Origin of the sequence: Polaromonas jejuensis NBRC 106434 (assembly GCF_001598235.1) — a bacterium.
Taxonomy (GTDB): domain Bacteria; phylum Pseudomonadota; class Gammaproteobacteria; order Burkholderiales; family Burkholderiaceae_C; genus Polaromonas; species Polaromonas jejuensis.
This window is the reverse complement of the sequence record NZ_BCYO01000039.1, coordinates 15,889-29,464: the sequence shown is the minus strand read 5'-3', so window position 1 is coordinate 29,464 and position 13,576 is coordinate 15,889. Positions and strand designations below refer to the sequence as shown.

Annotated in this window: 12 protein-coding genes; 7 read left to right on the top strand and 5 right to left on the bottom strand. The window is 63.6% G+C overall.

The window, feature by feature from the left end; translation table 11 throughout:
- From PJE01S_RS22585 to PJE01S_RS22565, 5 genes are all read right to left on the bottom strand, one after another.
- Window positions 1-1,429, bottom strand: a 1,429-nt coding sequence (locus tag PJE01S_RS22585) for an FAD-dependent oxidoreductase (protein ID WP_245660939.1), incomplete at its 3' end; no start/stop codon positions are given.
- A gap of 35 nt (window positions 1,430-1,464) precedes the next feature.
- Entirely contained in the window at window positions 1,465-2,322 is an 858-nt protein-coding gene (locus tag PJE01S_RS22580) for an EamA family transporter (RefSeq protein ID WP_068835974.1), read from the bottom strand.
- Window positions 2,312-2,875 (bottom strand): phosphonate degradation HD-domain oxygenase, encoded by a 564-nt coding sequence (locus tag PJE01S_RS22575; RefSeq protein WP_068835973.1) that lies wholly within the window; start codon window positions 2,873-2,875, stop codon window positions 2,312-2,314. Before PJE01S_RS22575 ends, PJE01S_RS22580 begins: the two co-directional genes overlap by 11 nt.
- A gap of 135 nt (window positions 2,876-3,010) precedes the next feature.
- The gene (gene phnA, locus PJE01S_RS22570) at window positions 3,011-4,249 is read right to left on the bottom strand and encodes a phosphonoacetate hydrolase (RefSeq protein ID WP_084389714.1); all 1,239 of its coding nucleotides are present in this window, start codon (window positions 4,247-4,249) and stop codon (window positions 3,011-3,013) included.
- Window positions 4,236-5,033: a phosphonate utilization associated transcriptional regulator gene (locus tag PJE01S_RS22565; RefSeq protein WP_245660938.1), complete on the bottom strand. Its 798-nt coding sequence runs from the start codon at window positions 5,031-5,033 to the stop codon at window positions 4,236-4,238. Before PJE01S_RS22565 ends, phnA begins: the two co-directional genes overlap by 14 nt.
- 190 nt (window positions 5,034-5,223) lie before the next feature.
- Between PJE01S_RS22565 and PJE01S_RS22560 the strand changes: the two genes are divergently transcribed.
- From PJE01S_RS22560 to PJE01S_RS22530, 7 genes are all read left to right on the top strand, one after another.
- Entirely contained in the window at window positions 5,224-6,273 is a 1,050-nt protein-coding gene (locus PJE01S_RS22560) for a putative 2-aminoethylphosphonate ABC transporter substrate-binding protein (RefSeq protein WP_068835971.1), read from the top strand.
- Between the two features lie 119 nt (window positions 6,274-6,392).
- Entirely contained in the window at window positions 6,393-7,445 is a 1,053-nt protein-coding gene (locus PJE01S_RS22555; RefSeq protein ID WP_068835970.1) for a putative 2-aminoethylphosphonate ABC transporter ATP-binding protein, read from the top strand.
- Window positions 7,445-9,151, top strand: a complete 1,707-nt coding sequence (locus PJE01S_RS22550) for a putative 2-aminoethylphosphonate ABC transporter permease subunit (protein ID WP_068835969.1) — start codon at window positions 7,445-7,447, stop codon at window positions 9,149-9,151. The genes PJE01S_RS22555 and PJE01S_RS22550 overlap by 1 nt, the downstream gene beginning before the upstream one ends.
- A gap of 201 nt (window positions 9,152-9,352) precedes the next feature.
- Window positions 9,353-10,480, top strand: coding sequence for a 2-aminoethylphosphonate--pyruvate transaminase (locus tag PJE01S_RS22545; RefSeq protein WP_068835968.1), 1,128 nt, complete (start codon window positions 9,353-9,355; stop codon window positions 10,478-10,480).
- Window positions 10,481-10,499: 19 nt separating this feature from the next.
- Window positions 10,500-11,882: a glutamine synthetase family protein gene (locus PJE01S_RS22540; protein WP_068835967.1), complete on the top strand. Its 1,383-nt coding sequence runs from the start codon at window positions 10,500-10,502 to the stop codon at window positions 11,880-11,882.
- Window positions 11,883-11,884: 2 nt separating this feature from the next.
- On the top strand, window positions 11,885-12,391 hold the full coding sequence (locus tag PJE01S_RS22535) for a GNAT family N-acetyltransferase (protein WP_068835966.1): 507 nt from the start codon (window positions 11,885-11,887) through the stop codon (window positions 12,389-12,391).
- Complete coding sequence (locus PJE01S_RS22530) at window positions 12,388-13,521, top strand: iron-containing alcohol dehydrogenase (protein ID WP_068835965.1); 1,134 nt, start codon at window positions 12,388-12,390, stop codon at window positions 13,519-13,521. The genes PJE01S_RS22535 and PJE01S_RS22530 overlap by 4 nt, the downstream gene beginning before the upstream one ends.
- Window positions 13,522-13,576: the final 55 nt, after the last annotated feature.

Genomic DNA, 13,576 nt, shown 5'->3' with positions numbered 1-13,576 from the left:
GGGGGGGGGGGGGGCCTGCAGTGGGCGCAGCCGGCCCCCACCCCTGCCCTCCCCCGGAGGGGGAGGGAGAAGAAGCCACACCGGGGCGAAAGTAGTTCGCGCGTTCCCAGCCGTTCTTGCTGCCGAATTCCGCGCCCTTGCTGGCGAGGATGTCATACAGCGGCGAGGTGCGCAGCGGCCGCGCCGTCTCCAGCTCCTGGCGCGGCCAGCGCATGGCATAGTGCAGGCCCAGGGTCTCGCCGGTGCGTTCGGCCAGCGCCTTGCGGTTGCCGGTGAAACTGCCGAAGCGGCGTATGTCCACGTCCCACAAATCGGTGCTGGGCTCGCCGCCCACAATCCACTCGGCCATCAGCCGGCCGGCGCCGCCGCTGTTGGCGATGCCGGCCGAATTGAAGCCGGCGCAGACAAAATAATTGCGCAGCTCGGGCGCTTCGCCCAGGATGAAATTGCCGTCGGGCGTGAAGCTCTCCGGCCCGTTGAGCAGCATCTTGATCTCGGCCGCCTCCAGGCAGGGCGTGCGATGCATGGCGTTCGTCATCAGGATCTCGAACTGGTCCCAGTCCTCGTCCAGCAGCTCGAACTGGAAGGTCGAGGGGATAGTGTCCATTTTCCAGGGCTTGGCCTGGGGCTCGAAGCCGCCCATGACAAGGCCGCCGACCTCTTCCTTGTAGTAGATATAGCCGTCGGGGTCGCGCATCACCGGCAGCATGGGGTGCACGCCGGCTATCTTGCCGGTGACGATGTAGAAATGCTCGGCCGAATACAGCGGGACGTTGACGCCGGCGAGCCGGCCGAACTGGCGCGCCCACTGGCCGGCGCAGTTGACGAGCACTTCACAGCGCACCTCGCCCTGCGCGGTTTGCACGCCGACCGCCCTGCCGCGCTCGACGATCACGCCGGTCACTTCCACGCCCTCGACCATCTTCACGCCGCGGTTGCGCGCGCCCTTGGCCAGCGACATGCACAGGTCCGCCGGGTTGGCCTTGCCGTCGCCGGGCAGCCAGATCGCGCCTTGCAGGTCGTCGGTGCGCATGATGGGGTATTTATCGCCGGCCTCTTGCGGCGAAATCTCGTGGCATTCCACGCCGAAGCTGTGGGCCATGGCCACCTGCTTTCGGAGCACCTTCATGCGTTCGGGGGTGCGCGCCACATTGACGCTGCCGCACTGCTTCCATCCCGTCGCCAGGCCGGTCTCGGCTTCCAGCGAGGCATAGAGCTCGATGCCGTATTTGCTCATCTGCGTCATGTTGCGATTCGGCCGCATCTGGCCGACCAGCCCGGCCGCGTGCCAGGTGGTGCCGCTGGTGAGCTTGCCCTGCTCCAGCAGCAGCACATTGGTCTTGCCCATTTTGGCCAGGTGGTAGGCCGTCGAACAGCCGGCGATGCCGCCGCCCACAATCACGATTTCTGCATGGCTTGGAAGAGTCATGGTGTGTGCTTCACAACAAGGATTAGATAACCAGACTAGGCCAGGCGTATGGCCATGACCCCGCCCACAATCACGCAAGCCCCCAGAAAGCGGCGCAGCGTGAACACTTCTTTCAAGAGCCAGATGCCCAGCAGCACCGCAAACAGCACCGAGGTTTCACGCAACGCGGCGACCGTGGCCACCGGCGCGCGGGTCATGGCCCACAAGGCAATGCCGTAAGAGCCCAGCGAGGCCAGCGCGCCGCCGGTGGCGATGGGCCAGCGCTGCAGGGCATAGTGGCCCATGGCGCGACCGCGCCGTGCCAGCATCAGGAGGCCAAACGGCCAGCCATCGAGCAGGAACAGGGTGGCGATGTACTGCAGGGCATTGCCCGAGGCGCGCACGCCGAGCCCATCAACCACGGTGTAGATGGCAATGATGACGGCGTTGGCCAGCGCAAAGCCGACGGCCCGGGGCGCGTGCAGTGCCTGACGGCTCAAACCCAGCACCAGCACGCCGCAGCAAATGCCGATCACCCCGGCCCAGGCCAGCGGCGACAATGTTTCCCCCACTGTGAAGGTGGCCGACAGCGCCACCAGCAAGGGCGCCACGCCGCGCATCAGCGGGTAGGTGAGCCCCAGGTCACCGTGCTTGTAGGCCTGCGTGGTGGCGATGTAGTAGCCGATATGAATGATCACCGAGGCCAGGATGAAGGGCCAGGCTTCGGCGCGCGGCCAGCCCACCAACGCAACCAGTGGCACCGCCAGCACGGAGCCGATCAGGTGGATGACCGCCATGTCCAGCGACTTGTCGCTGCTGGACTTGACCAGGGCGTTCCAGCCGGCGTGCAGCAGCGCGCCAAACAGCACGGCGCCCAGCACCGGCCAGGTCAGGGTCAGGATGTCAGGCGGCAAGCCCAGACCTCAGGGCGCAGCGTTGCGCGCGCGCCAGGTAGTGCGCCAGCGGCGGCGTGATTTTGTTCGCGTCTTTCGCCAGATCGTCCCAGATGCGCAGGCGCACAGCGCCCTCTGCACCGGGCTGGCCGATAAAGGCCTCAGCTTGCTGCGCGCTGAAGATGCCGCCCTGCAGCGCCAGCGAGCGTTTGGAGTCCGCCGACAGACTGGCGAAATAGTCGGGCCGTGTGGTGCACAGATAGCGCTTGGCATCCACATGCAGCTTGATGGCGTCAAGCACCGCGTCGGCGAACAGGCCGCGCAAAAAAGGCAGGGCGCGGTACTGGTGGACATCGTCGACACCGCGCAGGGAGGGCGTCTCGCCGAAGTCGTGCAGCAAATGGCCCAGGTCGTGCAACAGGGCCGCGGTGACCAGTTCATCGCTGGCGCCTTCGGCTTCGCCCAGCGCTGCGGTTTGCAGGGCGTGCTCCAGCTGCGTGACGGGTTCGCCGCTGTACTGCTCGCCGCCGCGCTCTTCAAACAGGCGCTCTATGTCGGGAAAGGTCAAAGCCATGGCATTGAATAGGTTGTGAGGTTGGTGAAACTCTTGATCGCTTCCCGCACGCCTTCCTCGCAGCCCAGGCCCGAGTCCTGGATGCCGGCCAAGACGTGAGCGCGAGCCGGTCGCCCGGCACGTCGCGCATGTAGGCTATTGCGCGTAATTGAGGGCCAGCTCAAAGGCATCAAAATTCCGGAAACGCCGGCTCATGTCCAGCCCGGGCAGCTTGCGATTGACGATGAGAGGAACCCGCTGCTCGCTCATGCCGCCATGGGAGCGCAGGGGCACTTCCAGCGCGCTCAAATCGTGACGAGAGGCGGAGGTGCCAATCACCGTGAAGCGCTCCGATACCGCGACCAGGTCGCCAATGCGGTCGGCGGGCAGTTCAAAGCGCTGCGCGGCCTGCTCGCGCGTCAGCACCAGCTCCATGCCCTTGAGCCTTGCCAGCCGGTCACGTGCGCCGTTCACGTCGGCCCCCTCGGGCAAATACACCGTCGCAAAGGAGCCCAACGCGCCGTGGTGCACCACATAAGGGTCGGTGATGGGCAGGATCACGCGCGCCCTGGCCGTGCCCAGCCAGTTGTCAAACCAGTCCTGCAGATAGATGACGTCGGGCGTGCCATCCATGGCCACCTTGGCGTTCATGCCGTGGTCGGCCGTCAGCACGATCACGCAACCCAAGGCCTCGAGCTGGTCGAGGTAGCCGTCCATCATGCGGCAAAAGGAGTTGGCCCCTTCGGTACCCGGCGCGTGCTTGTGCTGCACGTAATCGGTGGTCGAGAGGTACATGACATCGGGCCTGTATTTCTGCATCAGCCTGACGCCGGCGGCAAACACGAACTCGGACAGGTCCGCGCTGTAGACGCTGGGCAGCGGCCTGCCGACCAGGCCCAGCACATCTTCAATGCCGTTTTCCTCCAGCGTCACCTGGTCGGCTTTCTCGGAGGAAAAGCAGATGCCTTTCATCTGGTGGCCGAGCAGCTTGCGCAGCTTGTCCTTGGCGGTCACGACCGCCACAGACTGGCCGGCATCCGCCAGTGCGGCCAGCAAGGTCGGTGCGCGCAGCCACTTGGGATCATTCATCATGACTTCGGTGCCGCTGGCCGTGTCAAACAGGTAGTTGCCGCAGATACCGTGCACGCTGGGCGGTGCACCGGTCACGATGGACAGGTTGTTGGGGTTGGTGAAACTGGGCACCACGCAGTCGGCCGTCAGGCCCGAGCCCAATGCCAGCGTGCGCTTGAGCCAGGGCATCTGGCCCGCGGCCACCGCCTGCGCCAGGTAGTCGGGCTCGCAGCCGTCCACACACACCACCACGGTGGGCCGCGCCGGCAGCTTGTAGGCCCTGCCGTTCACACGCAGTTCAGCTTTTGTTTCAGCGACTTCCACGTGGGCGCCTTCCTTTGTCCGTGTTTTTGTCGGTATCGGCGCTGTCAGCGAGGTGGCCGGCCCTGGCTTCAGCGGCCCGCGCTGCCGGGCTGGCCTGCAGGCGCGCCTGCCGCCTGAGGTCGTTTTCTATGGTGCGCTCCTTGCTCTCGATCACATGGTCAGACATCGCGCGGCCGGCCGCGTCGGCATCGCCCGACGCAATCGCCTTGACGATCTGCCGGTGCTCGTTGGCGGAAATCGGCATGAGCCAGCCATCGGCCAGGTTGAGGCGGCGAAACAGCGACAACTCCTTGATCAGCTTGCGGTAAATCGCGGTGAGCTTGCGGTTGCCTGCCATCTCGACCAGCCTGTCGTGAAACTTGAGGTTGAGCAGGTGGTAGTTGTAGGCGTCCTCGGCCTTGACGGCTTTTTCCATCGAATCGACCAGGCCCTTGATTTCCTTGAGCTGCGCCGGGGAGATGTTTTTGGCCAGCTGGCGGCCGACCAGTTCGTCCATGGCCGCACGCAGGTCAAAAATCTCGACGGCCTCGTCGATCGGAATGTCGCGCACGAAGACGCCCCGGTTTTTTTCGTTGCGCACCAGCCCCGCTTCTTCGAGCATGCGAAAGGCTTCACGCACCGGCCCGCGCGAGACGCCCATTTTTTCGGCCAGGGCTGCCTCGATCAGCTTGCTGCCGGGTTCGTACTCGCCGACCAGGATGGCCCGCTCGATTTCCTGCTGGACCACCGTGGTGAGAGAACTGCTTTGAAGCAGCGCGATAGTGGGGTGAAAGACGGCGTTCATGCTCTGCATTGAAGCACAAAACAAAAACTTGTCAACAATCTGCAAAAAACAATTGACAAGATAAAAGGGTAGTCGTTAAATAAAAGTTGAGCTGGGTTGATACGACCTGAACACAGGTTGCGTCATCGCAGTGTCATTGCGCTGACACGTACAGGTCACAACATTGCAGGCTTTTCACAAAGGACTTCTCATGCAACGGGCTACCCACCTCAAATCACTCTGCAAGGCATTCGCCGTGGCGGGCCTGCTGGCCGTCGCCGCTTCCGCATCGGCGCAAAAAGCCCAGCTGCTGGTGTACACCGCGCTGGAAACCGACCAGCTCAAGGCCTACCAGGAAGGCTTCAACAAGGTCTACCCCGACATCGAAATCAAATGGGTTCGCGATTCGACCGGTGTGATCACCGCCAAGCTGCTGGCCGAAAAGGCCAATCCCCAGGCCGATGCCGTGATGGGCGTGGCCGCCTCCAGCCTGGCCCTGCTCGACAAACAGGGCATGCTAGAGCCCTACGCACCCATCAATCTTGACGGCATCATGAGCCAGTACCGTGACAAGAAAAAAGTCCCGGCCTGGTTCGGCATGGATGTGTGGGGTGCCACGATCTGCTTCAACACGGTCGAGGCCCAGAAAAAGAACATCCCCAAACCCGAGAGCTGGCAGGACCTGACCAAGCCGATTTACAAGGGCCAGATCGTCATGCCCAACCCCGCCTCCAGCGGCACCGGCTACTTCGACGTGACCGCCTGGCTCACGCTGTTTGGCGACAAGGACGGCAAGGGCGGCGGCTGGAAGTACATGGATGGCCTGCACGAAAACATCGCGCAGTACACCCACTCCGGCTCCAAGCCCTGCAACATGGCCGCTTCCGGCGAGTTTTTGATGGGCATCGCGTTTGAGTACCGTGGCAACGCCAACAAGGCCAAGGGCGCGCCAATTGACCTGATCTTCCCCAAGGAAGGTCTGGGCTGGGATCTGGAAGCCTTTGCCATCCACAAAGGCACCAAGAAACTGGATGCCGCGAAGAAGCTCGCCGACTGGGCCTCCAGCAAGGACGCCATGATGCTGTACGGCAAGAACTTCGCCATCACCGCACAGCCCGGCCTGGCGCCGCCGCTGCCCAATGTGCCCAAGGACTATGAAGCCCGCCTCGTCAAGATGGACTTCAACTGGGCCGCCGACAACCGCGAGCGCATCCTGAACGAGTGGACCAAGCGCTACAACTCCAAAACAGAAAAAAAATAACACCCCTGTCTCGGCTCACTTCGTGTAGCCGGAACCCCCTCAAGGGGGCAACACCTGCGGCCCGGCAAAGCCGGTTCCGCGGTGTTACTGGAAAATAATTTGCTGCGGTGACTCCACGAATGAACCACGACACCTTTCTGAACCTGCGTCATATCCGCAAGGAATTCGGTGGTTTCACCGCGCTGCAAGACATCAACCTGGACATCCGCAAGGGCGAGTTCGTCTGCTTTCTCGGCCCTTCGGGCTGCGGCAAGACCACACTGCTGCGCATCATTGCCGGGCTGGAGGTGCAAACCGCTGGCGAAGTGCACCAGGGCGGCCGCGACATCTCGCGCCTGCCCCCCGCCATGCGCGACTACGGCATCGTGTTTCAGAGCTACGCCCTGTTTCCCAACCTCAGCGTGGCCGACAACGTGGCCTATGGCCTGGTCAACCGCAAGACACCCAAGGCCGACATCAAAAAGCGCGTGAGCGAACTGGTCAAGCTGGTCGGCCTGCCGGGCAGCGAAAGCAAATACCCCAGCCAGCTCTCGGGCGGCCAGCAGCAGCGCATTGCGCTGGCGCGCGCATTGGCCACCTCGCCGGGTTTGCTGCTGCTGGACGAACCCCTGTCTGCGCTGGATGCGCTGGAGCGCGTGCGCCTGCGCCAGGAAATCCGGGCCCTGCAGCAAAAGCTGGGCGTAACCACCATCATGGTGACGCACGACCAGGAAGAAGCCCTCAGCGTGGCCGACCGCATCGTGGTCATGAACGATGGCGCGATCGAGCAGGTCGGCACGCCCATGGAGATTTACCGCGAGCCGGCCTCGCCCTTTGTCGCCGACTTCGTCGGCAAGGTCAACGTGCTGCCGGCGCATGTGAGCGGCGGCGAGTTGAGATTTGGCGCCCTGCGCCTGCCCTGTGACGGCGGCGACCGCGACGTCAAGGTTTACCTGCGGCCCGAGGATGTGCTGGCCCGGCCGATTGCCGACGGTGACGCCCATGTGTTCGATGCCACCATCGAGAAAATCGAGTTCCTCGGGTCGTTCTGCCATGTTCATGTGGCATCCCCCGCATTCAACAGCCACAAGCTCACGGTCTACCTCTCGCTCAACTTCCTGTCGGAGCAATCGCTGCAGATAGGCTCGACCCTCAAGCTCAAGCTGCTGCCCGAGCGCATCAAGGTGTTCTGATGCCGGTAACGACCGCCCCCACGCTCCCGCTTGTCCGCCAGCGCGTGCACTGGATTGACCATCTGGCCCATGCCGCGCTGGCGCTGGTAGCTATTGTTTTGATAGTGCTTCTCGCGGCGCCGCTGCTGGCCATTCTCCGGCAGGCCCTGGAGGACAAGGCCGGCGAATTCGTCTGGCTGGACAACTTCATCGCCTACGCCAAGACGCCGGCCCTGCTGGAGAGCCTGTGGAACAGCCTCTGGGTTTCCATGGCCGTCACGCTGGTCACGGTGCCGCTGGCTTTCGCCTTTGCCTATGCGCTGGCGCGCTCGTGCATGCCCTGCAAGGCGCTGTTTCGCGGCATCACGCTGATTCCCCTGCTGGCGCCTTCGCTGCTGTCGGCGATTTCGCTGATCTACTGGTTCGGCAACCAGGGCGTCCTGAAGGGCTGGATGCAGGGCCTGGGCATAGCGCAGATCTACGGCGCGCCCGGCATCGTGGTGGCTGAATGCTTTGCCGTGTTCCCGCATGCCCTGATGATCCTGATCACGGCGCTGAGCCTGTCGGACGCGCGCCTGTATGAAGCGGCCAACGCCATGGGCACCAGCGCCAGGCGCAAGTTCTTCACCATCACGCTGCCCGGCGCCAAGTACGGCCTGATCTCGGCGGCGCTCGTCACCTTCACGCTGGTGATGACCGACTTCGGCATTCCCAAGGTGATTGGCGGCAACTTCAATGTGCTGGCCACCGACGTGTTCAAGCTGGTCATCGGCCAGCAGGACTTTGCCAAGGGTGCGGTGGTTGCGATTCTCCTGCTGGTCCCGGCCGCGCTCACCTTTGCGGTGGACAGCTATGTCAGCAAACGCCAGACCGCCATGCTGACCGCGCGGGCGGTGCCCTATCGCCCCACGCCCGCACGCGGCTACGACGGGGTCATGACACTTTATTGCTGCGCGATTGCCCTCCTGGTGCTGGCCATGCTGGCGATGGCGGTGTTCGCCTCCTTCGCCAGCTTCTGGCCCTATAACCTTCACCCCAGCCTGCGCCACTACCACCTGGGCCTGGTCGATGCGGAAGTCGGTGTGGGCTTTCTCAACAGCCTGAAGATGGCTGCGGGCACGGCCTTCTTCGGCACCGCGCTGGTTTTTTGCACCGCCTACCTGCTGGAAAAAACCAAGGGCATGGACGGGCTGCGCGGCTTTGTGCGCATGCTGACCATGCTGCCCATGGCCGTTCCCGGCCTGGTGCTGGGCCTGGGCTACATTTTCTTTTTCAACGCAACGGGCAATCCGCTGAACGGCCTGTACCACACGCTGACCCTGCTGACGCTGTGCACCATCGTGCACTTCTACACCACCGGCCACCTGACGGCGGTGACTGCGCTGAAAAGCCTCGATGCCGAGTTTGAAGCCGTCAGTGCCTCGCTCAAGGTGCCTTTCTTCAAGACCTTCTGGCGCGTGACCCTGCCGATCTGCACGCCCGCGCTGATCGACATTGCGCGCTATTTCTTCATCAATGCCATGACCACCATCTCGGCCGTGGTGTTTTTGTACGCGCCGGAAACCAAGGTGGCGTCGATTGCCATCCTGAACCTGGATGAAGCCGGTGAAATGGGTGCCGCGGCGGCCATGGCCGTGCTGATCTGCCTGGCTTCAAGCATCGCCACCCTGCTGTTCATGGCCTTGGCCTCGTGGGTCAACCGCCGCACCCAGGCCTGGAAAAAGTAATGCCCCCACGCTTGCCACTTCGTGTGCTGCGCTGCCCCCCGAGGGGGCGCATTTCGCCTTGGGGCGGCCCGGCGGCGAAACCATGCCCCCACGCTCGCTCACTACGTGTAGCTCCCTGCCCCCCGAGGGGGCGCATTTCGCCTTGGGGCGGCCCGGCGGCGAAACCTTAGCCGGCATGCTTATATTTTCTAGAGACAAAAAATGGACAGAGACAAAATCCTGCTGACCCCCGGCCCGCTGACCACCACGCTGCGCACCAAGCTCGCCATGCTGAAAGACTGGGGCTCCTGGGACAGCGACTTCAATGCCGTCACGGCCAGCATCCGCCACAGCTTGCTGGACATCATCCACGGCCATGACTCGCATGTGGTGGTCCCGCTGCAGGGCAGCGGGACGTTCAGCGTGGAAGCCGCGGTCGCCACCCTCGTTCCGCGCGACGGCCATGTGCTGGTACTGGACAACGGCGCCTATTGCAAGCGCGCGGCGCGGCTCACTCAGCTGATGGGCCGCCGCTGCACGGTGCTGCCTTTCGATGAAGCGGCGCAGGTTTCGCCGGCCGCGCTGGCCGACAAGCTTGGGCAGGATGCCAGCATTACCCATGTCGTGCTGATCCACTGCGAAACCGGCGCCGGCGTGCTCAATCCGCTGCAGGAAGTCGCCGACGTGTGCGCCGCGCACGGCAAGGGCCTGATCGTGGACGCCATGAGCTCATTCGGCGCGCTGGAAATCGACGCACGCAAAGTCCGTTTTGACGCCCTGGTGGCGGCCAGCGGCAAATGCCTCGAGGGGGTGCCGGGCATGGGCTTTGTCTTTATCCGCAAGGCCATTCTGGACGGCTGCGCCGGACGCAGCCAGTCGCTGGCCATGGACCTGTACGACCAGTACGTCTACATGGAAAAAACCACGCAGTGGCGCTTCACGCCGCCCACGCATGTCGTGGTGGCGCTGGCCGAAGCCATTGCGCAGTTCGAGGAAGAAGGCGGCCAGCCCGCCCGCCTGGCCCGCTACACCCGCAACTACACCACGCTGATCGAGGGCATGGCTCGCCTGGGCTTCAGGCCTTTCCTGGACCCCGCCATCCAGGCCCCCATCATCGTGACATTTCACGCACCGGCGGACAGCCGCTATGACTTCAAAAAGTTTTACGCGGCGGCACGTGAACGCGGCTTTGTCCTCTACCCGGGAAAACTCACACAAATGGAAACTTTCCGTGTAGGCTGTATCGGCGCGATTGGCTCCAACGAAATGGCGCAGGCCGTTCACGCGGTGGCCGGCGCACTGCAGGACATGGGCATCAGCGCTGCCGCACCGGCGCAGCAAGCGCATTGAACACCAGCAAGGAGTCAGCATGGCGACCAGAGCATCCAGCAAAATGCATCCCGCGGTAGAGGCGATCAGAAAATCCGGTGCAAGCAAGGTCAAGGTGGCCGTCAGCGACATCGACGGCGTGCTGCGCGGCAAGGTCCTGCACAAGGACAAGTTTTTCGGCGCGGCCGAGCCCTACCCGGCGGGCGGCTTTGGTTTTTGCGACGTGGTGCTGGGCTGGGACATGACGGACCACTGCTACGACAACACCTCGGTGACGGGCTGGCAGCACGGCTTTCCCGATGCGCTGGCGCGGCTGGACATGAACACCGCGCGCCATGTGCCGTGGGACGACGGCGTGCCGTTTGTTCTGGGCGAGTTTGTGAACGCCGACGGCACACCGCATGCCGTCTGCCCGCGCCAGACGCTCAAGCGCGTACTCAAGCGCGCCGAGAAAATGGGTTTCATGCCCATGACCGGCATGGAGTTCGAGTGGTTCAATTTTCTGGAAACACCCCACAGCTGGGCCGCCAAAAAAGGCGTGGGGGCCGAGCAGCTGACGCCGGGCATGTTCGGCTACTCGCTGCTGCGCATGAACCAGAACCAGGGCTTCTTCAAGGCCATCATGGACGAGATGCTGGCCTTCGGCATCCCGATTGAAGGCCTGCACACCGAGACCGGCCCCGGCGTTTACGAGGTCGCCATTGGCTTCAGCGAAGCGCTGGAGCAGGCCGACCGCGCCGTCCTTTTCAAAACCGGCGTCAAGGAAATAGGCGCGCGCTTTGGCATCATGCCCAGCTTCATGGCCAAGCCCAACCAGCAGCTGCCGGGCTGCAGCGGCCACATTCACCAGAGTCTTTCAGATGGCAAAAACAACCTGTTCTACGACGCGAAAAGCCCGCGCAAGATGAGCAAGCTGTTTGAGAGCTACCTGGCCGGCCAGGTGGCCTGCATGATGGATTTCGGCCCCATGATCTGGCCCACCATCAACAGCTACAAGCGACTCGTCGACGGCTTCTGGGCACCCGTCAAGCCGACCTGGGGCATGGACAACCGCACCGCCAGCTTCCGCGTGATTGCCGGCAGCCCCAAGGCCACGCGGCTGGAAACCCGCTGCCCGGGCGCCGATGTGAACCCTTACCTGGCCATGGCGGCGGTGATTGCCGCGGGACTGGACGGCGTGGAAAAAGGCCTCAAGCTCACCACCCCGCCCATCACCGGCACCAACCAGGGCGCCGAAAACATTGCGCGCGCACCGCGCACCCTGATCGAGACCACGCGCATCTTCCAGCAGTCGGACATTGCGCGCGACTGGCTGGGCGATACCTTTGTCGACCACTTCGCCGCGACCCGCGACTGGGAATGGCGGCAGTGGCTGGACGCGGTGACCGACTGGGAACTGAAACGCTACTTCGAGATCATCTAGACATGGAAATCCGGCGCCTTCAAACGGCTGATGCCTCCGCGTACAGGGCCCTTCGTCTGCGCGGCCTGCATGAACACCCCGACGCCTTCACATCGAGCTTTGAAGAAGAAAGCCTGCGGCCCCTGGCCGACGCCGAAAAACGGCTGTCAGCCACGGCCCACGAAAAATTCTGGGGTGCTTTTGTCAACGGCGTGCTGGCCGGCATGGTCGGCCTCAACCAGGAGACGCGCCTGAAGAACCGCCACAAGGCCACACTGGTCGCCATGTATGTCGCCGATGAATTCACCGGCCAGGGCCTGGGCCGCGCGCTGGTGGATAACGTGCTGCAGGACGCCCGCACCAGCGGCATCGAACACCTCATCCTCACCGTCACCGACGGCAACCGGCAAGCCCTCGCGCTCTACGAAAGAGCTGGATTTACATCCTTTGGCACGGAGCCCGACGCAATACGGGTCAATGGCATCAGTTTCGGCAAAACGCACATGTACCTTCACCTTAAATCATCATGAGCATTACCAGCTTCTCATTCCCAACCGCCATCAAATTCGGCGCCGGCGCCCGCAAGCTGGTGGCCGCGCAGCTGCTGGAGGCAGGCTGCAAACGCCCGCTGATCGTCACCGACAAGGCGTTGGCCGCCCTGCCGGTGCTGGCCGAATTCAAGACCCATCTGGCCGGGCTGGACGTCGCGGTGTTCGCTGGCGTTTTCGGCAACCCCACCTGCAGCCAGGTGATGGATGGCGCGGCCGCCTACAAGGCGCACCAGGCCGACTGCGTGATCGGCTTTGGCGGCGGCGCCGCGCTCGACGTCGCCAAGGTGGTGGGCCTTGCCGCCACGCATGAAGGCGACATCCTAGAATACGTCTGGGACCATCCGCAGGTGCGGCCCATCGTCAACGAGTTGCCGTATTTCGTGGCCCTGCCCACGACCTCGGGCACCGGCTCGGAAGTCGGCCGCTCCAGCGTGGTCAGCGAAAACGACACGCACTTAAAACGCGTGGTGTTCAGCCCCAAGATACTGGCCAGGGTGGTGTTTGCCGACCCCGAACTCACCTTGGGCCTGCCGCCGCATGTCACCGCCGCCACCGGCATGGATGCGCTTACGCACAACATAGAAAGCTATCTCTCGCCGGCCTACCACCCACTGTGCGACGGCATCGCGCTGGAAGGCACGCGCATCGCCGCACACGCCTTGCTCACGGCCGTGAAAGAGCCCGGCAACCTGCAGGCGCGCAGCGACATGATGATGGCCTCCATGATGGGCGCGATTGCCTTCCAGAAAGACCTGGGGGCGGTGCATTCCTGCGCCCATGCGCTGGGCGCCGTCTGCGACCTGCACCACGGCCTGGCCAACGCGCTGATGATAGACACCGTGCTGGCCTGGAACTACGAGGCGGTACCCGCCAAGTTTGACGAGCTGGCCCATGTCTGCGGCGTGGCCGGCGGCGGCAAGGCCTTTGTCGGCTGGCTGAAGGACCTGAAGGCCAGCATAGGCATCAGCGGCCCGCTGTCGGCCCATGGCGTCAAGCCCGAACAGCTGCCGCGCCTGGTCGAAATTGCCACCGCCGACATCTGCCACCAGACCAATCCGCGGCCTTGCAAGGCAGAAGACTTCCAACGCCTGTTTGAGGCTGCCTTATGAACGCCGATATGACAACCCTCGTGATGAACATGCGCCGCGCAATGCGACTTCCCCT

Bases quoted from the DNA above. Each gene is read 5' to 3' on its own strand.
- PJE01S_RS22565 (WP_245660938.1), bottom strand. From the start codon at position 5,033: ATGAACGCCGTCTTTCACCCCACTATCGCGCTGCTTCAAAGCAGTTCT.
- PJE01S_RS22560 (WP_068835971.1), top strand. From the start codon at position 5,224: ATGCAACGGGCTACCCACCTCAAATCACTCTGCAAGGCATTCGCCGTG.
- PJE01S_RS22550 (WP_068835969.1), top strand. From the start codon at position 7,445: ATGCCGGTAACGACCGCCCCCACGCTCCCGCTTGTCCGCCAGCGCGTG.
- PJE01S_RS22545 (WP_068835968.1), top strand. From the start codon at position 9,353: ATGGACAGAGACAAAATCCTGCTGACCCCCGGCCCGCTGACCACCACG.
- PJE01S_RS22575 (WP_068835973.1), bottom strand. From the start codon at position 2,875: ATGGCTTTGACCTTTCCCGACATAGAGCGCCTGTTTGAAGAGCGCGGC.
- PJE01S_RS22540 (WP_068835967.1), top strand. From the start codon at position 10,500: ATGGCGACCAGAGCATCCAGCAAAATGCATCCCGCGGTAGAGGCGATC.
- PJE01S_RS22530 (WP_068835965.1), top strand. From the start codon at position 12,388: ATGAGCATTACCAGCTTCTCATTCCCAACCGCCATCAAATTCGGCGCC.
- PJE01S_RS22555 (WP_068835970.1), top strand. From the start codon at position 6,393: ATGAACCACGACACCTTTCTGAACCTGCGTCATATCCGCAAGGAATTC.
- PJE01S_RS22535 (WP_068835966.1), top strand. From the start codon at position 11,885: ATGGAAATCCGGCGCCTTCAAACGGCTGATGCCTCCGCGTACAGGGCC.